General features: G+C 45.1%; 19 protein-coding genes. 10 read left to right on the forward strand and 9 right to left on the reverse strand.

Translation table 11 applies throughout. The features are described 5' to 3' along the window. Positions 1-98: 98 nt before the first annotated feature. From DW930_RS06140 to DW930_RS06155, 4 genes are all read right to left on the reverse strand, one after another. A complete protein-coding gene (locus tag DW930_RS06140) occupies positions 99-1517 on the reverse strand; it encodes a C69 family dipeptidase (protein ID WP_123159571.1) in 1419 nt (472 codons plus the stop codon). A gap of 80 nt (positions 1518-1597) precedes the next feature. Further along, complete coding sequence (locus tag DW930_RS06145) at positions 1598-3934, reverse strand: endonuclease MutS2 (RefSeq protein WP_023024427.1); 2337 nt, start codon at positions 3932-3934, stop codon at positions 1598-1600. Between the two features lie 95 nt (positions 3935-4029). Then, on the reverse strand, positions 4030-4584 hold the full coding sequence (locus DW930_RS06150; RefSeq protein ID WP_023024428.1) for a CvpA family protein: 555 nt from the start codon (positions 4582-4584) through the stop codon (positions 4030-4032). A 10-nt stretch (positions 4585-4594) separates the two neighbouring features. Further along, complete coding sequence (locus DW930_RS06155; RefSeq protein ID WP_023024429.1) at positions 4595-4885, reverse strand: hypothetical protein; 291 nt, start codon at positions 4883-4885, stop codon at positions 4595-4597. Between the two features lie 154 nt (positions 4886-5039). Here DW930_RS06155 and DW930_RS06160 point away from each other — a divergent pair, with 154 nt between their 5' ends. The 4 genes from DW930_RS06160 (at position 5040) to DW930_RS06180 (ending at position 9784) form a co-directional block, all read left to right on the forward strand. Then, positions 5040-5519 carry a glutathione peroxidase gene (locus DW930_RS06160; RefSeq protein WP_023024430.1) on the forward strand — a complete coding sequence of 160 codons (480 nt, stop codon included), beginning with the start codon at positions 5040-5042 and terminating at the stop codon, positions 5517-5519. Between the two features lie 55 nt (positions 5520-5574). Further along, positions 5575-6465 (forward strand): ribonuclease HIII, encoded by an 891-nt coding sequence (rnhC, locus tag DW930_RS06165; RefSeq protein ID WP_123159572.1) that lies wholly within the window; start codon positions 5575-5577, stop codon positions 6463-6465. A 3-nt stretch (positions 6466-6468) separates the two neighbouring features. Then, on the forward strand, positions 6469-7107 hold the full coding sequence (lepB, locus tag DW930_RS06170; RefSeq protein ID WP_023024433.1) for a signal peptidase I: 639 nt from the start codon (positions 6469-6471) through the stop codon (positions 7105-7107). A gap of 241 nt (positions 7108-7348) precedes the next feature. After that, complete coding sequence (locus tag DW930_RS06180; RefSeq protein WP_123159573.1) at positions 7349-9784, forward strand: ATP-dependent RecD-like DNA helicase; 2436 nt, start codon at positions 7349-7351, stop codon at positions 9782-9784. Between the two features lie 28 nt (positions 9785-9812). Here DW930_RS06180 and dinB read toward each other — a convergent pair whose 3' ends face one another. Then, positions 9813-10925: a DNA polymerase IV gene (dinB, locus tag DW930_RS06185; protein ID WP_123159574.1), complete on the reverse strand. Its 1113-nt coding sequence runs from the start codon at positions 10923-10925 to the stop codon at positions 9813-9815. Positions 10926-11150: 225 nt separating this feature from the next. Here dinB and pflB point away from each other — a divergent pair, with 225 nt between their 5' ends. The 6 genes from pflB (at position 11151) to DW930_RS06215 (ending at position 18066) form a co-directional block, all read left to right on the forward strand. After that, positions 11151-13466 carry a formate C-acetyltransferase gene (pflB, locus tag DW930_RS06190; RefSeq protein ID WP_123159575.1) on the forward strand — a complete coding sequence of 772 codons (2316 nt, stop codon included), beginning with the start codon at positions 11151-11153 and terminating at the stop codon, positions 13464-13466. Between the two features lie 140 nt (positions 13467-13606). Next, positions 13607-14365 carry a threonine/serine exporter family protein gene (locus DW930_RS06195; protein WP_123159576.1) on the forward strand — a complete coding sequence of 253 codons (759 nt, stop codon included), beginning with the start codon at positions 13607-13609 and terminating at the stop codon, positions 14363-14365. 4 nt (positions 14366-14369) lie between these two features. Then, complete coding sequence (locus DW930_RS06200) at positions 14370-14837, forward strand: threonine/serine exporter family protein (RefSeq protein WP_123159577.1); 468 nt, start codon at positions 14370-14372, stop codon at positions 14835-14837. A 106-nt stretch (positions 14838-14943) separates the two neighbouring features. Beyond that, positions 14944-15174, forward strand: a complete 231-nt coding sequence (locus tag DW930_RS06205) for a hypothetical protein (RefSeq protein WP_042507528.1) — start codon at positions 14944-14946, stop codon at positions 15172-15174. A gap of 452 nt (positions 15175-15626) precedes the next feature. Beyond that, positions 15627-16805, forward strand: a complete 1179-nt coding sequence (locus DW930_RS06210) for a hydroxymethylglutaryl-CoA synthase (RefSeq protein ID WP_123159578.1) — start codon at positions 15627-15629, stop codon at positions 16803-16805. Further along, positions 16798-18066 carry a hydroxymethylglutaryl-CoA reductase, degradative gene (locus DW930_RS06215; protein WP_123159579.1) on the forward strand — a complete coding sequence of 423 codons (1269 nt, stop codon included), beginning with the start codon at positions 16798-16800 and terminating at the stop codon, positions 18064-18066. The genes DW930_RS06210 and DW930_RS06215 overlap by 8 nt, the downstream gene beginning before the upstream one ends. A gap of 46 nt (positions 18067-18112) precedes the next feature. On the opposite strand, the gene fni is transcribed toward DW930_RS06215, so the two are convergent. Genes fni through mvk form a run of 4 tightly spaced genes read right to left on the reverse strand, consistent with a single transcriptional unit; the run spans position 18113 to position 21932 of the window. Further along, positions 18113-19129, reverse strand: a complete 1017-nt coding sequence (fni, locus tag DW930_RS06220) for a type 2 isopentenyl-diphosphate Delta-isomerase (protein WP_123159580.1) — start codon at positions 19127-19129, stop codon at positions 18113-18115. After that, positions 19107-20132: a phosphomevalonate kinase gene (locus DW930_RS06225; RefSeq protein ID WP_123159581.1), complete on the reverse strand. Its 1026-nt coding sequence runs from the start codon at positions 20130-20132 to the stop codon at positions 19107-19109. Before DW930_RS06225 ends, fni begins: the two co-directional genes overlap by 23 nt. Continuing rightward, positions 20122-21072, reverse strand: coding sequence for a diphosphomevalonate decarboxylase (gene mvaD / locus DW930_RS06230; RefSeq protein WP_123159582.1), 951 nt, complete (start codon positions 21070-21072; stop codon positions 20122-20124). Before mvaD ends, DW930_RS06225 begins: the two co-directional genes overlap by 11 nt. After that, a complete protein-coding gene (gene mvk, locus DW930_RS06235; RefSeq protein ID WP_123159583.1) occupies positions 21054-21932 on the reverse strand; it encodes a mevalonate kinase in 879 nt (292 codons plus the stop codon). The genes mvaD and mvk overlap by 19 nt, the downstream gene beginning before the upstream one ends. Positions 21933-22000 lie beyond the last annotated feature (68 nt).

The raw sequence follows: 22000 nt of genomic DNA on the forward strand, positions 1-22000 counted from the left end.
TGCTTTCCCTAAACATCGGAGGCGAAAGAGCGAATAAAGCAATTAGATGATATTTACGTTTTCAGAAGTTTCCATGAAAATTCCCCAGCAATCCCCAACTAGTCACTCAAAGAGAAACGGTTGGTCATCAAGTTGCTTGCATCTAATAAGACCTTATCCAACAAGCGATCCGTCGCTTCTTGAATCTGATCACTCATGGCTTGATTTTCTTTTTCAAAGTCAACGATATCCCCTGCTGCCAAGGCTTGATCCACTCGTCCAATCCGGGCATGTCCAAGGGCCATAGTGCTTTCTTGGTAATCTTCTAAATCTCCAACATGATGACTATAGTGGGCATCTGCCAGACCAGCAATAATTCGATTGGTCCAATAGAAGGAATTCGTCGTCACTTTTTCTGTTGTGTTGGCAAAATAATCCGGTGTCGTATCTACCTGCGTAAAGAAAGGAACGGCCGTATTGAAAGGCATAGATCCATAGCAAAGCCATTGAATGCCGGTTGTTTCTTGTGGACGATTTGGCCGCAATTGGAGAATCGCCGTCTGGCTAGTCCGGTTGATGCCAATGGTACGGAAGGTCCGACGACTATGAGCATCCCCTTCTGAACCATAGGGATCATAAGCTGAATCCTGATAGTGACTGCTAAGGACATATTTGACATCTTCAATCGTAATCTTGCGATAAGGTTTTTGACACCAAGGAAGGAAGAAGGAACGAGGATCTTGCTCTACTTCTGGGTTGAGGAAACGTTGAATATCCCAAGCACGTGGTGTGTTGTAATGACGATCCTTGTCTCGTTGGCTACCAAAAGCATAACGAGGGTTAAAGGACGAACCATCGAAATCCAAGGCCAAGTGGTGACGTTCCACGAAATCTTTCAAGTCTGGATCACATAAAAACTCTTCCGGACGATCAAACTCAAAGCGATCACTTCCCAATTGATTGGGATTGGTCACATAGGCATCGTCAGGTACACGGCGGGCCATCCAGTGATGACCTCCGATGGTTTCCAACCACCAGATTTCATTGACATCGCTGATAGCCACTCCATTAGACTCATAAGTCCCGTATTCCTCTAGGAGTTTCCCCAAGCGTAGTACGCCCTCACGAGCAGTCTGGACATAAGGAAGCACCAAGGTCAGCATATCTTCCTCTCCAATGCCGCTTTCCACCAGAGGGTCCGCCCCCAAGACTCGGCTATTGGTCGTAATGGTCTCTGTCTCACTCATGGCTACATTGTAACGATTAATCCCCGCTTCTCCCCAGATACCATCTTTTGGAATGGCATCCGGAACTGCTGTGTAACGAACAGGATTGTCGGGCAGGTCTATCTCAAAACGAGATAAGACTGACCGATAATGACGGGGTTGATCCTCCGGTTGAACGACGATAAATTTCTTAGGGGTAAACACTCCATTTTGAGAGTCTTCCGTGCGAGCTACAATTGTTGAACCATCATAACTGGCATCTTTTCCGACTAGAATGGTGGTGCAAGAATCTGACGAACGATTAGGGATCATAAGCTTTCCTACTTTCCGTTTAAACTGACTGTATTATAGCAAAAAGCGTGCCTGATGGAAAGGCACGACTGACTCTTTGCTTATTTAAAGGTCACAATTGTTGCTCCGCTTCCTCCTGCATTTTGAGGAGCGTATTCAAAGCTTTTCACATGCTTATTGCGACGAAGGTACTTGGTGACCCCTTCCCGGATGACCCCCGTTCCAATTCCGTGGATGATATCGACTTGGGCCATATTGTTGAGAAGGGCTTGGTCGATAAAGCTGTCTAATTCTTCCATAGCTTCCTCATATCGTTTACCACGAAGGTCCAAGCGAGCCCGAGGCCCATTCGTGTTGGAACGTTTGACCACGTGGACCTGACGTTTTTTCGGTTGAGAACTGTCCTTTTCAGCTTTCAGGAGATTAAATTCTTTTTCTTCCAAGGTCATTTTGATTAGTCCCACTTGGGCTTCCCAACGGCCATCCTTGAGCTGCTTGGTAAGACTTCCTCTTTGCCCATAGCTGATCACCAAGATCTCATCTCCTACTTTTGGAGCACGGGCTTTTTTAGCCTGTTTCAAGACCTTGTTTTTCGATAGGTCGACCGTTTCTGGAGCCAATTTCTTCAACTGAGACTTGGCTTCAATAATTTCATGGGGCTTCAGTTGCGATTTGGCATGGAGACCTTGTAAAATCTGGTCGCTTTCTGCTAGAGCCAAATCTACAATTTCTTGCGCCTCTTTGCGCGCCTTGTTGAGCTCTATCTCCCGCTCTCGGGTCAATTCATTGTACAATTTCTTGAGGACGCGGTTGAATTTCAGATTTTCCTGTTCGACATCTCGAATGGACTCGAGGCGTTTGCGACTTTCCAGGGTCTGGGCTTCCAACTTTTCAATGATGCGGTTGACATCCCGATCCTGATCGGTCATTCCTTGTGCCTGATTCACGATCACTTCTGACAAGCCTAGGCGACGCGCGATTTCAAAGGCATTGGATCGCCCCGGAACCCCCTGCATAAAGCGATAAGTTGGTCGTAAGGTATCAGTATCAAATTCCATGCTGGCATTTTGGACACCAAGGGTTTCAATCCCATAGGCCTTAAGTTCTGGATAGTGGGTGGTCGCCATGGTCTTGATCCCCCGCAAACGGAGATCTTCTAGAATAGCGATGGCTAGCGAGGCCCCTTCCTGAGGATCGGTTCCGGCCCCCAACTCATCTAGCAAGACCAAGGATTCCTCATCAACCTGCTCTAAAATAGAAACAATATTGGTCATGTGACTGGAGAAGGTGGAAAGGCTTTGCTCAATCGACTGCTCATCCCCAATATCTGAGAAGATTTCTGTAAAGACAGCCACCTTGCTCCCAGACTCCGCTAGGATAGGCAGCCCTGACTGGGCCATTAGTTGGGCTAGTCCCAAGGTTTTCAGCATGATGGTCTTCCCACCCGTATTAGGTCCCGTAATCACAATCTCTGTAAGGTCTTTGCCAAAGTGGACATCATTGGGTACAGCCTTCTCAATCAAGGGATGGCGAACCTGCAAGAGCTGAATTTCACCTTGATCTGACAAGGCTGGAATGGTCCCTTTTCGATCCTGTAAAAAGCGATGTTTGGCACGAACGAGGTCAATATGACCAATTAGCCAAGCATTGTTCCGGATTTCCCCCGCATGAGGACGAAGAAGGTTTGAAATTTCTTCCAATATCCGAAGCATCTCGAAGCGTTCATCCGCACGATGGTTAGCAATTTCTTCATTGAGATTGACGACCGCTCGAGGTTCGATATAGACGGTATTTCCACTAGCTGAAATATCATGCACCACACCGGCAATCCGATTACGGTAAGTGTTTTTAACCGGCAAAACATTTCGCCCATTTCTGCTAGCAATGATCTGATCAGCCAGCATTTCTGACTTGGTCTTCAGCAATTCTTGGAGAATGTCTCTTACTTGGTGTTCATTCTCTTGAATACGCCGACGAATTTTGGCCAAGGTTTCACTGGCAAAGTTTTCAATAAATCCAGCCTCATTAATGGCATGTAGACTTCCCTGCAACTGTGGAAGATCGACTAGATTTTCAAAAATTCGATCCAGTTTTTCCAAGCGGACATTTTCTAATTCATCATAAAAATTTCGCAATTCATGGGTCACACGCAAGACTTTCTTCACCGCTAATAATTCATCAATATTGAGCGATGTTTCTAGTTCTAAACGTTTGGTCACTGGACGAATTTCTTGGATGGTGGGCACACTAAAGTGCGGATGCTCCACAAATATCTGAGCCATATCCGCCATCTCAAGAAAGGCGGTTTCAATTGCTTCTTTTTTTGTAAGCGGGGCTAATTCCTGCAACTCTACTTCACCCTGCTCCGTTTGCAAATAGGGCTCTACTAAGTTTTTGACTTTTTGAAACTCTAAGGTTTCGAGAATTTTTTGATTCATGTTTCTCCACAACAGAAAAGGAGGCTGATTTTGGTCTGAGCCTCCCCTTCCTTTCTATAATATCTCTCATGAACTTTACACATGATGAGAAGCGATTACGCACCTAAGATTTTTACAACCCAAAGTTGTTTCAAGAGGCCTGCTGTAAGGGGGCTATACTGCACCATAAAACGAATGAGGAAACTTCCATGGAGTCGATCTTGAATGGCTGCCATAGGGATTGTTGATAAAATCGTGAATCCCATTTGCAGAACAAAGTAGCTCACCAGGACAGCTAATACACCACTGGCGATCTGAAACGGAAACTCCTCCCATTTTTCAGGCGTTGGAATCAAGGGAATAAAGAGTCCAATCACTCGACCAATCGCATAGACCAAAACAAACAAGATGAAATAAGCTAAACCAGCGTAAAAAACTTTGTCTAAGTGAAAGAGTTGGTCTGCACCATAAAAATAGGATTTTGAAGCTTGTGTTGCACTCGAAAATGGAATCCATAGACTAATGGTTTTTGCCAAGGACTGATAGCCTGAGCCTGCGACCAACATGGCCACAATCATGGTTAAAAAATAATATCCTTGAAGCAAAAATCCTCGTGAATACCCAATATAAAAACTCCAAGCTAGGATGAATAAAATCAGGATTGAAAACATGCAACTCCCCTTAATTAGATGATCTACCGACCAGGCCATCTAGGGCCTTGCGACGAAAATCTTCCAATTCTTTTTCCTTATCGTCAAACTCAATCTCACGACTCAATTGTGTTGATAAACTATTGATTGCTAGTAAAATAGCCAGGGTCTCATCATCAGCAGCTGGCATTTGTTCTTTAATCGCTTCATATTTTTCCTTCGCGACCCGTTCAACTTCTTCCATGAAGAGATTATCATGATTGGTTGTGAGAGTCAGCGATTTATTACCGAAAGTAAATTTGTATCTATTTAAGCTGGACATAAAAAATCACCTCACGATATTATATCAAAATCTAGCCCGCTTGTCAGTAGGAAAATCCCCTTCCCATAGGAAATACTGGAGGTACTAGGGCCACGGTTTAACTTTTTTCGACCCAAGCGTGATACAATAGAGAAAGTAGGAAAGGACGTATAAAATGACTATCTATGATTTCACTGTAATCGCCCAAGATGGGAGCCCCTTCTCCCTAGAAGCTTATCGAGGCCAAGTACTCCTCATCGTCAATACAGCAACAGGTTGTGGCCTGACCCCTCAATACCAGGGATTGCAAGAGCTCTATGAGCGCTACCATGACCAAGGATTTGAAATCCTGGACTTTCCATGCAATCAGTTTATGGGCCAAGCGCCGGGGAGCGCAGAAGAAATTAATCAATTTTGTAGCCTCCATTATCAAACCAGCTTCCCTCGCTTCGCCAAAATAAAAGTCAATGGGAAAGAAGCCAGCCCCCTCTACCAATGGTTAAAAGAACAGGCTAGCGGTCCTTTGGGCTCCCGCATTGAATGGAATTTCGCCAAATTCTTGATTAATCGCCAAGGCCAGGTCGTCCACCGCTTCTCTTCAAAAACCGATCCTCAAGCAATTGAAGCAAGCCTAAAAGAAGTTCTTTCAGACTAAACTCAGCTGGTCTTTTTCTGGCCTTTCATCTAGCTTTTATGATACAATAAGGACTATGGAAACAATTACATTGTCCCCTCAAAATGAGGATATCCAAGCATTTGTTGGTCAGTACCAAGACCATCTGGCACCTTCAAAAAATCCATATATCCGTTATTTTTTTAAGGCACCTGGTGCAACAATTTCGATTTACACATCAGGAAAAGTTGTCCTACAAGGTAGTCAGGCGACGCGCTATGCAGAGTTCTTCGGTTACCAACAAGATCCGATAGACCAAGCACAGGCCGGACAAGACTTCCCCTTAATCGGAACAGATGAAGTCGGAAACGGCTCTTACTTTGGAGGGCTTGCTGTAGTAGCTTCACTGGTCAACCCGGACCAACATGCCCGCTTAAAAAGTCTAGGAGTTGGGGATTCTAAGACCCTGGATGATCGAAAAATTCGAGCTCTCGCACCGATTCTCAAAAAAGAAATCCCACATCAGGCCTTACTGCTGACACCTAAAAAATACAATCAGGTCATCGCCTCTGGCTACAATGCGGTTTCTGTCAAGGTCGCCCTCCACAATCAGGCTATTTTTTTGCTCTTGCAACAAGGGGCAAAAGCTCAAAAAATTGTGGTCGATGCCTTTACGACCAAGAAAAACTATGATCGCTATGTTCAAGAAGAAGCGAATCAGGTCCCACAAGTCGTCACCCTAGAAGAGAAGGCCGAAGGAAAATACCTGGCGGTCGCTGTGAGTTCCATTATTGCTCGTGACCTCTTCCTCCAAAATCTGGAAGACTTGAGTCAAGAACTAGGCTATACCCTTCCTAGTGGGGCTGGTACTCCCTCAGATAAGGTTGCTGCTCAACTATTACAGGCCTATGGCATTCAAGCCCTTGACTACAGTGCCAAACTTCACTTTAAAAATACAGAAAAAGCAAAAAAATTGATAGAAAGATAAAGCATGAAACGTTCAAAAAAATCAAATAATCCAGTCCGTTCTTTCCTGAAAGAATGGGCGCTCTTTGGCCTCATTATTGGAGGCATTATTCTCTCGCGTATTTATCTGTGGACGCCTGTCCGTGTCGATGGCCATTCTATGGATCCAACCTTGGCAGACAGTGAATACCTTCTCGTTATCAATAAACTACCTATCGACCGTTTTGATATCGTGGTCGCTAGTGAAACAGAAAATGGAAAAACCAAAGAAATCGTTAAACGGGTCATTGGACTCCCTGGCGATACAATTGAGTACAAAAACGATGTCCTCTATATCAACGGCAAAGAAACTGACGAGCCCTACTTGAAAGAATACATTCAAAAATTCAAAGAGGATAAATTACAGTCAACCTATTCTGGAAAAGGGTTCGAAGAAAATGGAGAACTCTTCCGCCAAATGGCACAGATAGCCGAAGCTTTCACCGTTGATAAAGACGGAAGTGCGACCTTCACGAAAAAGCTCTTGGATGACGAGTATCTACTCCTTGGTGATGATCGCATCGTTTCAAAAGATAGCCGACAGGTTGGGGCTTTCAAGAAGGATCAAATCAAAGGAGAAGCCGTTCTTCGCCTCTGGCCACTCCTTCCATTCCAGACTTATTAACCCATGATGAGAGTGGGACAGAAATCGGTCATTCGTTAGAATTCGATTTCGTCGTCCCACCTCCGCACAGTTGAGTAGGGCTGTAAAAGCTGATGAAATCAGCGTAGTAGAGCCCAATCAACCACTGCGTCTTGCTCGACAATCCAAAGACAATTGAGAGGCTAGGATTTTGTCCCAGCCTCTTTCAATATCTTCGTGAGAGATAATCTCTCTCTGATTACTACTTAAAAGGAAACTCTGCATGGAATACTATTTCTCAGGAACCATTGAGCGGGTCATTTTTGAAAATCAAAGTAGTTTTTTCCGTATCTTATTGTTGGATATCAACGATACAGATGCAGAGGACTACGATGACTTTGAAATTATCGTCACTGGAACAATGGCGGATATCGTCGAAGGAGAAGATTATACCTTCTGGGGAGAACTGGTCCATCATCCGAAATATGGCCAACAGTTGCAAATGACTCGCTATGAACGAGCCAAACCCACTAGCAAAGGCTTGGTTAAATACTTTTCTAGCGACCATTTTAAAGGAATTGGACTCAAAACCGCCCAAAAGATCGTGGATCTCTATGGTGAGGATACCATTGATAAAATCCTTCAAGCACCTGAAAAGCTGGCCTCTATCTCCGGACTTTCTAGAAAGAATCGCGAGGCCTTTGTCGAAAAACTACAGCTCAACTATGGTACGGAACGGGTCCTCGCCCAACTTGCTAACTATGGCATCCCCAATAAACTAGCCTTCCAAATCCAAGATTTCTACAAGGAAGAAACCTTGCAAATCGTCGAATCGGCTCCCTATCAACTGGTCGAAGATATTCAAGGAATGGGCTTTAAGATTGCCGACCAACTAGCAGAAGAATTAGGGATTGCCAGTGATGCACCTGAACGTTTCCGAGCTGGGCTTGTCCATAGTCTTTTGACCCTCTCATTAGAAACAGGGGACACCTACGTTGAAGCCAAAGAATTGCTCCAGGCCACCATCCAACTCTTAGAAGCATCCCGGCCCGTCGAGCTAGATCCAGCCAGCATTGCCCAAGAATTGGCCGGCCTCATCGAAGAAGACAAGGTGCAAAACATTGACACTAAGATTTTCAACAACAGCCTCTTCTTTGCAGAAGAAGGGATCCGAAGCCATATCGGTCGCCTACTAGAAAAAGGAAAGCAAGAATCTTTCGAGCTAGAAAAAATCGAGGAAACGATCAAACAGATTGAAAAAGAGCTTGCTATCCACTACGATCCCATACAACGGAAGGCCATCCAGGAAGCGATCCAGCAGAAAGTCTTTGTACTAACAGGTGGACCAGGAACAGGAAAGACAACCGTTATCAATGGGATTATCGGAACCTACGCTCGCCTGCACCAATTGGACCTTGGGAAGAAATCTCAATTACCAATTCTCTTAGCTGCTCCAACCGGTCGAGCAGCCCGCCGGATGAGTGAACTAACTGGTCTTCCTAGTGCAACCATCCATCGCCATTTGGGAATGACGGGAGACGACGACACGAGTCACCTGGACGATTATTTAGATGCTGACTTCATCATTGTCGATGAATTTTCTATGGTGGATACTTGGTTAGCCAATCAGCTTCTCAGCAATATCTCCTCCAATACTAAACTCTTAATTGTTGGTGATGCCGATCAACTTCCTTCTGTGAGTCCTGGACAAGTCTTGTCTGATCTCCTACAGATCCCAAGCATCCCTCAAGTCAAACTGGAACACATCTTCCGTCAAAGCGAGGACTCGACCATCGTCACTTTGGCCAGTCAGATTCGAAAAGGTCACCTGCCTCCTGACTTCACGGAGAAAAAGCCTGATCGTTCCTACTTTGAAGCGCCGAGCGAGCTCGTCGCTCCCATGATTGAAAAAATCACCAGCGCTGCCCTTCGCAACAGCATCCCGGCCCGGGACATCCAAGTCCTTGCTCCTATGTATCGCGGTTCCGCAGGTATTGATCAAATAAACAGCCTCATGCAAGAGCTTCTCAATCCTCTAGAAACAGATGCTCTATTCTTTCAAGCGCTGGATTGCCAGTATCGAAATGGTGACAAGGTCATCCACTTAGTCAACGATGCCGAGAGCAATGTCTTTAACGGAGATATTGGTTACATCACCGACCTCTTACCGGCTAAATATACTGAATCCAAGCAAGATGAACTCACCATTCAATTCGACGGCAATGAATTGGTCTACCCACGCAATGAATGGTACAAGATTCGCCTGGCCTATGCCATGAGTATCCATAAGTCTCAGGGGAGCGAATTCCCTGTGGTCATTCTTCCCTTGACCAATCAGAGTCGACGGATGCTTCAACGCAATCTGATCTACACGGCCATCACCCGTTCCAAGAGCAAGCTCATCCTCCTGGGCGAATACACTGCATTTCACTTTGCGACACAGAATACTGGAACTGCACGCAAAACCTATCTGATTGAACGCTTTTCTGATGTGCTTCCTCAGCGTACAGACTCCTCCTCACAGAGCCCTGTCCATCTGGAAGAGCTTGATAAGAAAACAGAGCCCCAGAGCGAGCTCGTCTCAGTTGAAAACCACTCTGACTCATCTGATTCCCAACATTCTCAACAAGGCTACCGATTAACAAAGGACAATTACTTAAGCATTGATCCCATGATCGGACTCACAGAGGAAGAGATTCAACATTTCTTCAAAAACTAGTTAAAAATTCCCCGTAGGGCAAGTATACCTACGGGGTTTCTTCTATTAAAGATCCTTCAAACGATTCCTGAGACTCAGAAGAAAAATTAGTGAGGGTCAAACCTAAGAGGCGAATACCTGATGGGTTGGCCTCCAGACTCTGATAGAGCTTCTGGGCCACTCTTTGAATAACTTCTGGATCTCTGGTTGCTTCTTCTAAACTTCGTCTTTTAGTCAAGGTTGTAAAATCTGCATAACGAATCTTGAGAACCAAGGTCTTACCAATTTTCTGATGCTTGGTCAAACTGTTCGCCACCTTTTCAGATAGGTTGGCTAGTTCTTTTAGCACATCATCTTCTGCCACCAGCAATTTTCGATAGGTGCGTTCTTTTCCAATAGACTTGCGAATGCGATTACTCTTGACAGGACTGTTATGGATCCCCCTGGCCTTTCGATAGAGGTCAAAACCAAAGCGACCAAAGTGATCGATGAGAGTCATTTCTGGAACTTCTAAGAGATCTGCTCCCGTATAAATTCCCAAATCATGTAGTCGCTCTACCGTCCGTTTCCCCACACCATGAAACTTAGCTACGTCCAGCTGACTCAAAAACTCTTGAGCCTGCTCGGGTAAGATGACGGTCAGTCCCCGAGGCTTCTGGTAATCACTGGCGATTTTTGCTAGAAACTTATTGTAGGAAACTCCAGCAGAAGCGGTTAAGTGCAATTCGTTCCAAATGTCATGCTGAATCAAGCGGGCTATTTTGACAGCAGAATGAATACCAAGCTTATTGTTGGTCACATCCAGATAGGCTTCGTCGATGCTCATGGGCTCAATTAAGTCTGTATAGCGTTTAAAAATCTCTCTGACTTGGAGACCGACTGCCTGATACTTCTCGTAGTTGCCAGGGACGAAAACGGCCTGAGGACACCGTTCATAGGCTTCTTTGGAACTCATCGCCGAATGGACGCCATATTTTCTAGCCTCATAATTGCAGGTCGATACCACTCCTCGTCCGCCAGATAAACGGGGATCATGTCCGATGATGACCGGCTTTCCCTTTAATTGGGGATTGTCGCGTTCTTCAACGGACGCAAAAAAGGCATCCATATCTATATGAATGATCTTACGGCTCGTATCATTTACTAAAGGAAATATGAGCATAGGCAACCTCCTTTTTCATTATATCTCTATTAAGGATTTTTTCCTACTAATTTCCACTTTTCCCAAGGCAAAAATATAATACAGTTTATTCAAAACTCCTGCTCTGTATTATAAAAGAATCCAAAATCTTTTTGTTATTCCCTTTGTGAAACCGATTTCTATGTGGTATACTACTATTGTAAGTGCAACAGATTTGTTGCTAGAAAGATATAAGAGGATTTAAACATGGTTGTTAAAACAGTTGTTGAAGCACAAGATATTTTTGACAAAGCCTGGGAAGGCTTCCAAGGGGAAGACTGGAAAGAAAGAGCCAGCGTCTCACGCTTTGTACAAGCTAACTACACTCCATATGATGGAGACGAAAGCTTCCTAGCTGGACCAACTGAACGTTCTCTTCACATCAAGAAGATTGTTGAAGAAACAAAAGCACACTACGAAGAAACTCGTTTCCCATACGATACTCGTCCAACTTCTATCGCTGATATCGCAGCTGGATACATTGACAAAGAAAACGAAGTCATCTTCGGTATCCAAAACGATGAGTTGTTCAAATTGAACTTCATGCCTCGTGGTGGTATCCGTATGGCGGAAACTACTTTGAAAGAAAATGGATTTGAGCCAGATCCAGCTGTGCATGAAATCTTCACTAAATATGTAACAACTGTTAACGATGGTATCTTCCGTGCTTATACTACAAACATCCGTCGTGCACGTCACGCTCACACAGTAACTGGTCTTCCAGATGCTTACTCACGTGGACGTATCATCGGGGTTTATGCTCGTTTGGCCCTTTACGGAGCTGACTACTTGATGGCTGAAAAAGCAAACGACTGGAACGCAATCACTGAAATCGATGAAGAATCAATCCGTCTTCGTGAAGAAGTAAACCTTCAATACCAAGCACTTCAAGAAGTTGTTAAATTGGGTGACCTTTATGGTGTAGACGTACGTCGTCCTGCCTTCGATACAAAAGAAGCAATCCAATGGACAAACATCGCCTTCATGGCTGTCTGCCGTGTGATCAACGGTGCTGCTACTTCTCTTGGACGTGTGCCAATCGTTTTGGATATCTACGCTGAACGTGACTTGGCTCGTGGTACTTACACTGAGTCTGAAATCCAAGAATTCGTTGACGATTTCGTTATGAAATTGCGTACTGTTAAATTTGCTCGTACAAAAGCTTACGACCAATTGTACTCAGGTGACCCAACCTTCATCACAACTTCAATGGCTGGTATGGGTAACGACGGACGTCACCGTGTTACTAAGATGGACTTCCGTTTCTTGAACACTTTGGACAACATCGGTAACTCTCCAGAACCAAACTTGACCGTTCTTTGGACTGATAAATTGCCATATAGCTTCCGTCGCTACTGTATGCACATGAGCCACAAACACTCTTCTATCCAATACGAAGGTGTTACAACAATGGCTAAAGACGGATACGGTGAAATGAGCTGTATCTCATGTTGTGTATCTCCACTTGACCCAGAAAACGAAGAACAACGTCACAACATCCAGTACTTCGGTGCTCGTGTAAACGTTCTTAAAGCTCTTCTTACTGGTTTGAACGGTGGTTACGACGATGTTCATAAAGACTACAAAGTATTTGACATCGAACCAATCCGCGACGAAGTTCTTGAATTCGAATCAGTTAAAGCAAACTTCGAAAAATCACTTGACTGGTTGACTGACACTTATGTAGATGCTTTGAACATCATCCACTACATGACTGATAAGTACAACTACGAAGCAGTTCAAATGGCCTTCTTGCCAACTCACCAACGCGCTAACATGGGATTCGGTATCTGTGGATTTGCTAACACTGTTGATACATTGTCAGCTATCAAGTACGCTACAGTTAAACCAATCCGTGACGAAAATGGCTACATCTACGATTACGAAACAATCGGTGAATACCCACGTTGGGGTGAAGATGACCCACGTTCTAACGAATTGGCAGAATGGTTGATCGAAGCTTACACTACTCGTCTTCGCAGCCACAAACTTTACAAGAACGCTGAAGCGACAGTTTCACTTCTTACTATCACTTCTAACGTTGCTTACTCTAAACAAACTGGTAACTCTCCAGTCCACAAAGGGGTATACCTCAACGAAGATGGTTCTGTGAACTTGTCTAAATTGGAATTCTTCTCGCCAGGTGCTAACCCATCTAACAAAGCGAAAGGTGGTTGGTTGCAAAACTTAAACTCACTTGCTAGCCTTGACTTTGGTTATGCAGCTGACGGTATCTCATTGACAACTCAAGTATCACCTCGTGCGCTTGGTAAAACTCGTGACGAACAAGTAGACAACTTGGTAACCATCCTTGATGGATACTTTGAAAACGGTGGACAACACGTTAACTTGAACGTTATGGACTTGTCAGACGTTTACGAAAAGATCATGAGTGGTGAAGATGTTATCGTACGTATCTCTGGATACTGTGTAAACACCAAATACCTTACTCCAGAACAAAAAACTGAATTGACACAACGTGTCTTCCACGAAGTTCTTTCAATGGATGATGCATTGAGCTAAGATTCAAATAGATCTTTCAAACCAGTCGGAAACGGCTGGTTTTTTCTTGTCCTATCTTGACTAAATCTGTGGCAACTCTAGTACAAATCAGCGAATTTTTGATATAATGGAAGCAATCTATTAACAGAACAGGAAGAACAATGGAAGCGTCTAAAGATATGGACCGCGTGATTGACGTCCTCATGTTGGCAGGAACCCTCCTTTTAGAGAGTGGCTCTGAAATCCATCGGGTGGAGGATACCATGATCCGGATTGCTCATTCTCAAGGAATCGATGATTGCAATGCCTTAGCGATGCCAGTCGCTATTTTCTTTTCAATCGAAAATGCCAATATCACACGGATGAAGCGGATCCTGCGAACCAATTATAATATCGAGAAGGTCTGTGATGTCAATCAGATTTCTCGCCAATTAGTCTCTGGCCACATCAATCTAGAACAAGCCTACCAAGCCTTGATCCAATTGAAACAAAAGTCAGTCCCTTACACCAATCTGCAGTTAACCATCGCGGCAACTCTTAGTGCTCCTTTTTTCTCCATTATGTTTGGCGGGAATTTTTATGATGCGATTGGAGCAGGTATTGCGACCGTCTTTGCCTTTGCGTTTTCTATAGTGGTTGAGAAATATGTTCGTATTCCTTTTGCGACAGCCTTTGCGGCAGCCTTTGTCTTTGGCTTTTTAGCCCATATTTGGGCGCGTTATAGTGGTTTTCCTTCCAATACCGATCTCATCATTGCTGGCTGTGTCATGCCCTTCGTTCCTGGAATCGCCATGACCAATGCGGTGCGAGATCTGATGAACAACCACCTCAATTCTGGAATGAGTAAACTCTTTGAGACTCTCCTCATTACTCTTGCCCTTGGTGCCGGAACGACCGTCGCCCTAGTCCTTATGAAATAAAATAATGAACCTAACAGACTTTTTAATCCAAGCGGTGGCTAGTTTGATTGCCATCATCACCTTTTTAATCGTCCTCAACGTGCAACGTTCTATGCTCATCCCGGGAGGCATTCTAGGCATGGCCATTTGGTTGCTTTACTATATTCTGAAAGGACCTACCAATGTCATCATCGCGACTTTTATCGCAGCGATTGTTGGCTCCTGTATTAGTCAGATTTTAAGTATCGTTCTAAAGACACCAGTTGTTGTCTTTATGCTGGCTATTCTTGCCCCCTTGGTTCCCGGATATATTTCCTATCGAACGACTTCCTTCTTTGTCAGTGGACAATATCAACAAGCAGTGACCAGTGTAACCCTGGTTGTTATTCTGGCCTTGGTCATCTCCATCGGGATGGCTAGTGGGTCTGTCGTCTTGAAACTCTACCATTCTTACCAACGCCATCAAAAAAGAAAAATGACCAATGCCAACTAGCATTGGTTTTTCAAATAGTATCTATGTAATCGCTTGCATTTTCGCTTAAAAGGAGTACAATAATGGTGAAAAAACAAATTCTTTAAAGGATGCGAGGTGTTGCATGATGGTACAAAAGTATGTCAAGTATCTTCCTTGGGTGATTCTTGGAGCGATTTCCTCCTATCTAGAAGCGACTAACTATGCACGCAATTCATTTGACTTGTTCTATCTGACCTTAATCTTTCTGATTGCAGACATCGCTATACTCGTCTTCTACGAAAAAGTTCTAAGAGATAAATGCAAAGAACTCTTCATACGAATCATGAGCAACCCAAAGAAGGATAAGCAAGCCTAACAGTTGAAAGAGAGTGGGACAGAAATCGGTCATTCGTTAGAATTCGATTTCGTTGTCCCACCTCCGCACAGCTTCAACAGTCTGGGAGACTGTTGAAGGTTGCAGATAAAGGAAACATAGTTTCCGTCAACATAGGGCATCTTTGAAGCTTAAAAAGCGAACAAAGACTTAGGATACTTGATTCGCAAGTTCTATCCGCCACCTCAAAGCAGTGCTTTGAGCACTCGACCACTGCGTCTTGCTCGACAATCCAAAGACAATTGAGAGGCTAGGACTTTTGTCCCAGCCTCTTTTTGATTTTCCTCCTCTCTTTTTCAAACAATCCCCTTGTCCAACTCGGTCCTAAGAATGATTTCCATACTGTTCTGGCTTTTTCAAGGGAGTTTTGCTCTCAAATATGGTAAAATAGTAACGAAATATACTAGTAGATATCAAATTAAAAGAGGTTATTTATGACAATCGGTATTGATAAGATTGGATTTGCGACCAGCCAGTATGTCTTGCGCTTAAGTGAGCTTGTGGCTGCTCGAAATACAGATCCAGAAAAACTCAGTAAAGGGCTTTTATTGAAAGAACTGAGTATTGCCCCTATTACAGAGGATATCGTCACACTTGGAGCAAGTGCCAGCCATAGTATTTTAACCGAAGAAGAAAAAGAAGAAATCGATATGGTCATCTTGGCGACTGAGTCAGGAATTGACCAGAGTAAGGCTGCTGCTGTTTTCGTTCACGGACTTCTGGGTATCCAACCCTTTGCCCGGAGCTTTGAGATGAAGGAAGCCTGCTATGCTGCAACGGCCGCTTTGGACTATGCTAAACTCCATGTTGAAAAATTCCCACAAAGCAAAGTCTTGGTCATTGCTAGTGATATTGCAAAATATGGAATCGACACCCCTGGAGAGCCGACGCAAGGAGCTGGAGCTGTCGCTATGTTGGTGACGCAGAACCCACGTATCCTAGCATTCAACGATGATAATGTGGCTCAAACCCGGGATGTTATGGATTTCTGGCGCCCCAACTACTCAAGCACCCCCTTTGTCAATGGAATCTATTCAACTCAACAGTACTTGGATTGCTTGAAAACAACTTGGACAGAGTATCAAAAACGGACTGGTTTGACCTTGGATGATTTTGCGGCGGTCTGCTTCCACCTACCTTATCCGAAGCTTGCTCTTAAGGGCTTAAAAAAGATTCTTGACAAGAGTCTTTCTCCTGAGAAACAAGCCCAATTGCAATACAATTTTGAACAATCGATTCTCTACAGCCAAAAGGTTGGGAATATCTATACGGGTTCCCTCTTCCTAGGTTTGCTTTCTCTCTTAGAGAATCAACCTCAACTGGTTGCTGGCGACCGGATTGCCCTCTATGGATACGGAAGTGGCGCAGTTGCTGAGATTTTTAGCGCTCACTTGGTTGAAGGATTTGAGCAAATGCTCCATCCAAACCGTTTGGCAGAGTTGGACCAGCGAAAAGCTCTTACCATTGCTGAATATGAAAAAATCTTCTTCGAAGAAGCTGAATTAGATGCTGAAGGCAATCAAACCTTCCAAGGTTACCAAAATCAAACCTATGCCTTATCAGAAATCAACGAACACCAACGAACCTATGTAAAGGTAGAACACCATGGTTAAATTAACTGGTTTTTCAAAAGCAAGTCCAGCAGAGCGTATCGAAAAATTGGCTCAGGCTGGACTCCTTTCAGAAGAAGGGCTACAAACATTAAGGGACAATGAAACATTGCCCCTTTCTCTTGCCAATGAAATGGTCGAAAATGTCCTCGGCACCTTGGCCTTACCCTTTGGTCTGGCTCCCGGCTTCCAGATAGATGGGAAGGAAGTCCAGGTTCCAATGGTGACGGAAGAACCTTCTGTCATTGCCGCTTCCTCATACGCTGCAGGCCTAATCAAGCGTTCAGGCGGTTTTCAGACCCAGGTTCACAAGCGCCAAATGATTGGGCAAGTAGCTCTCTATGATGTGAGCAATAAAGAAAAGGCCATTCAGGCGATTACAGGAGCTAAAGAAGACCTTCTCCAGCTGGCCAATCAAGCCTATCCTTCCATCGTTAAACGGGGAGGAGGTGCACGAAACCTCTGGATTGAGGAGAAAGGGGACTTTCTCATTTGCTACCTGTCCGTTGATCCCAAAGAGGCCATGGGGGCTAACATGCTCAATACTATGCTAGAAGCCCTGGTCGACCCTTTAGAAGACTTATCCGGGGGTCAAGGCTTAATGGCTATTTTGTCCAACCTAGCGACAGATGCTCTCGTCACTGCCAGGTGTAAGATAGACTACCGTTTTCTCAGTCGCGATCCCAAGGAAGCTGCCGAAATCGCTCAGAAAATGGCTCTGGCCAGTCAATTAGCGGCTGTTGATCCTTATCGAGCAGCCACTCACAACAAGGGCATTTTCAATGGCATCGATGCTGTCGTCTTAGCAACTGGGAATGACTGGCGCGCGATTGAAGCAGGTGGCCATACCTATGCTAGCCTCACAGGACAAGCTCAAGGACTATCTAGTTGGATCCATCATCCAGAACAGCAAGTCCTAGAAGGTCAGCTGACCCTTCCTATGCCCATCGCTACCAAGGGAGGCTCCATCGGACTCAATCCAAGTGTTCAGGTGGCTCATGAACTACTTGGAAATCCCGATGCCCAGACTCTTGCACGGATTATTGTATCCGTTGGCCTGGCGCAAAACTTTGCTGCGCTTAAGGCCTTGGTCAGCACCGGCATTCAACATGGGCATATGAAACTTCATGCTAAGTCACTCGCCCTGCTTGCTGGCGCTACTCCGTCAGAGGTAGCTCCCGTGGTGCAAGCCCTGCTAGAGGATAGACCCTTTAACCTAGAAAAAGCTCAAGCTGTTTTAGAGAAAATTCGTCAAAATAACTAAAAAATCCTTCCGTGTAAACGGAGGGATTTTTGCTAGTTTCTTGAAGTTAATCATGGATGGAAGAGATTTGTTCGTACCCTTCTTTTACACGGCCATAGAGAAGATAGGGAACCTTTCTTAAATCGGCAATTGTCTGACAAGAAAGAGCACACATAATCAGGCGTAAATCCTCTTTCCAACCATTGACTTGGGCGATGACCTCTTCAATCGGCTTTGTCTCTACCAGTTCTAAGATGGTCCGAGAAAGACCGACCCCCTTGGCTCCTAAAACGAGCGCTTTGATCATATCCAAGGGATGACGAACGCCACCAGAGGCAAGAATCTCAACCTGATCCATCAGTGGTTGAGCCCCAAGTAGGGCTTGGACAGTTGTTTGTCCCCAGTCATTGAGATAGGAACGATTGCCTCCCCGACGGTTTTCAATATAGGCGAAACTGGTACCACCTCTACCGGAGATATCAACGGTCCCAACACCTAGTTCAATGGCTTTTTGGATGGTTCCGGCATCCATACCGAAACCGACCTCTTTTAGCACCAAGGGCACCGGAAGTTGCTTTGCATAGTCTGCTAAATGCTCTTGCCAATTTCTAAAACTTCGTTCACCTTCGGGCATCAGAAGCTCCTGCATGAGGTTAACATGGAGTTGGAGAAAAAGAGGCTGGGTCTCCTCAATGGTCCGCAAACCTAGCTCAAGCGGTTTGTCGATCCCGATATTGGTCGCAAAGAGAAGGTCCGGGTAAAGGTCCTTGACTCGATAAGACTCATCTTGGGAATCCTTTAGGGCTGCACTATAGGAACCCGTCACAAAGAGAATGCCACAGGCTTCTGCCACTTGGGCCAACTTTCGATTGATTTCTCCCCCCTTGGCACTACCGCCTGTCATGGCATTGATATAAAAAGGGTATTGCCAATCACGACCCGCAAAATAAGTCGTCAAATCGACCTGATCTAAATCAATACTTGGTAAAGAGGAATGAATCAACTCAACCTCATCAAAGCTATTGTAACCCGGAGTCTGCTCCAAGGCCAAGCGAATATGTTCATCCTTTCGGTTGGTCGTCATACTCTCCCATCCTTTCTGAATATAATAAATCAATCCCTGCTTCTTGCCAGCGTCTGACGATCTCTTGGGCATCAGCCTCCTCAAATGCGAGGGCAATCCCACAATCTCCTCCTCCAGCACCACTGGATTTTGCGATGACCTCTAGCCCCTCTTCTGCCCTCTTTAATTGGGCTAGTTTTTTGGTATAAATCAACCCACTCAGAGATAGAAGTAAGTCACTAGCTCGACGGATAGAGGACCAGGCTAAGTCTCGGTCTGCTTCTTGAAAGGCAACTAAGAGGTCTTGCACAGCCTGCTCCGTCCCCTCTAAGAAGACTGGGCCAATCGCAGAACGAACCTGGTTAATCAAATCTCTTGAAATAGCAGGTTCTTGGGTCCAACCCACCAAAAAAGTGTAGGCCAACTGAGGGGCAAGGGGCCGAATTTCATAGCCCCAATCAAGGGCTAAGACCTGGTTTAAATCCTGATCTTGTAATTGTTCAGCTAGTGCACGTCGGTCAAAGGATCGGTAGCTAACCAAGCCTTCATAGGCAATACAGGCTAGGTCTCCCATAGAGCCATTGTCTCCACGCCGAATCAACACCAAACAGGCCAAGCGAAAGAGCAAGTCTGCTGACAAAAGAAAGTCATAAAAAGCTGCCATGGCTTTGAGAGTCAACAAGACGACACTTCCACTAGAACCAATCCCGAATTTCTTACCCTCTCGCTCAAATTTCCCCCAAATATGTAAATCAAAGGGAACAGGTGTTACTCCTTGTGACTGGAGATAGGCGTTCATCAGATGCACGGTCTCTTGGATCAATGCATAGTCTGCCTGCGGAGTCAAATCAACCACAAAGGAAAACATGTCCGACTGAATCCGATACATAGGGGCTGGTTGGATTTCTGCCTGCATGTAAATAGGGATAAACTGAATGACCGCTGTTTGTCCAGGAGTTAATACAGAATATTCCCCAGCGACATACAGCTTCCCACCTGCACGAACTTCTTTCTTAATCTTCATGGGATAAATCCTTGGTCTTGGAGACAATGATACGGTAGTCTTGTTCAAAAAGTGGAACCAATTGGTCCAGATCCTCTTCTAGACAGAGAACCTTCACATTCGGACCTGCATCCATGGTGAAGTAGCAACGTTTCCCTTCTTCACGAAGAGAGCGCACGAACTCCATGGCCTCGTAGCTCTTATCCGTCAAATAGGAAAAGGCTGGACTTGCAGTCTTGGTTGTAGAATGCATGAGAAGAGCATTCCGTTCGGTCAATTCCCCTACTTTTTCAAAATCATTGTCCTTCAGGTAACCCAGCATATCTTGGTAATCCCGGGCTGACTGGCGGATCCATTCTTGGAAATTGGTAGAGGTTTCCGTGCACCGTTTCATCCCTTCCCGACTAGAAAGAATTTTTTGTTGGTCGTTTAACACTAGCATGATCATAGCCAGTTTGAGGTCCGTTTCCACCTGGTAAATTTCCCCAGTATCCTTGTCCCAAGCAGCTAAGGGGCCAAAGAAGGAACGAGAAGACGAACCGGAGGCAAACTTAGCCGCTTGAGCTTGTTCTGCCTGCGTCATTCCCAGTTGGTAATAGCGATTGCAGGCTTTTACCAAGGCAGATAAGCCACTGGAACTAGAAGAAAGTCCTGCAGCTGTCGGCATATTGTTGCTGGTATCAACCCGCACAAAGCCTGTCTCCCCTTCTGGTTTAAAACGGTCGATGACTGCTCCAATCTTGGCCTGCTCCGCTTCATTCTGGAAGACCCCATCAATAAAGAAGGCATGGGACTTGGCTTCAGGCCCCAAAGGACTAAGTCGAGTCTCCGTATACATATTTTCCAAGGTCAAGGAAATGGAACTAGTTGATGGCACCATTGCTTCACTGTTTTCCTTGCCCCAATACTTAATAATGGCGATATTGGCATACGATTTCACGCTTACAGGTTTTCGATCCATAACTCCTCCACTCCTTTATTTCTTAGTTCTTTTGCGATCATCTCTGCTTGTTCCTGGTCTGCAGCAAGGGCAATGATACAGCCACCGAGCCCACCACCACTCATCTTGGCTCCCAAGGCTCCACTCCCTAAGGCTAGTTCCACCAATTGATCCGCTTCTGGACAACTCACTCCCACTGCCTGCAAATGATGATGGCAGTCTGTTAAGATACGTCCCAAGGTGGGAGCATCTTTTTGTGCAAGAGCTTTTTCTGCCTGCTCGGTGAGGAGGCCGATTTCATGGAAACTAGCGAGGGCTGCTGTTCCCAACTCCTTGACCTTCTGAATGGCTTCTTTGGTATGGCCATGGATACCTGTATCTGCAATGACCAGCTTGGCACCCAAATTAACCTCTAATTCACTGAAGCCGACATTTCGAATGAATTTAATCGGCTGATCGCTGAGACAGGTCTTGGCATCCAGCCCACTTGGATTCACATGGGCAATCATTTCCGCTCGATTAACCAAGATTTCCAAAGTCTCTTGACTCAAATCTCGCCCAAAGTAATCAAAGACTGCTCGAATTGCCGCAATACTGACAGCAGCCGAGGACCCCATCCCCCGCTGGGACGGAATCATGGAGTCAATCCGGCAAGCGATAGCCGCCTCCTCAATCCCCAAATGCTCTAAAGAAGCGTAAACGGCCATAGATAAGCTATCATTCTCAAAAAGGACCCACGGACGCTCCGCAGGTACAATCTGACAAGTGACCTGAATGTTAAGGAGGGGCAAGGCAATGGCTGGATAGCCATAAACAACCGCATGCTCTCCTATTAAAATAATCTTGCTATGTGCTTGTCCGACACCTATCGATCTAGTCATATGTCTCTCAGTTATCTTCGTTCTTTCTGCTATAGATTGCTTAATACAATCCTCTCTCCTTCCATTTT

This window comes from Streptococcus sp. AM43-2AT, assembly GCF_003603405.1.
GTDB lineage: Bacteria > Bacillota > Bacilli > Lactobacillales > Streptococcaceae > Streptococcus > Streptococcus ilei.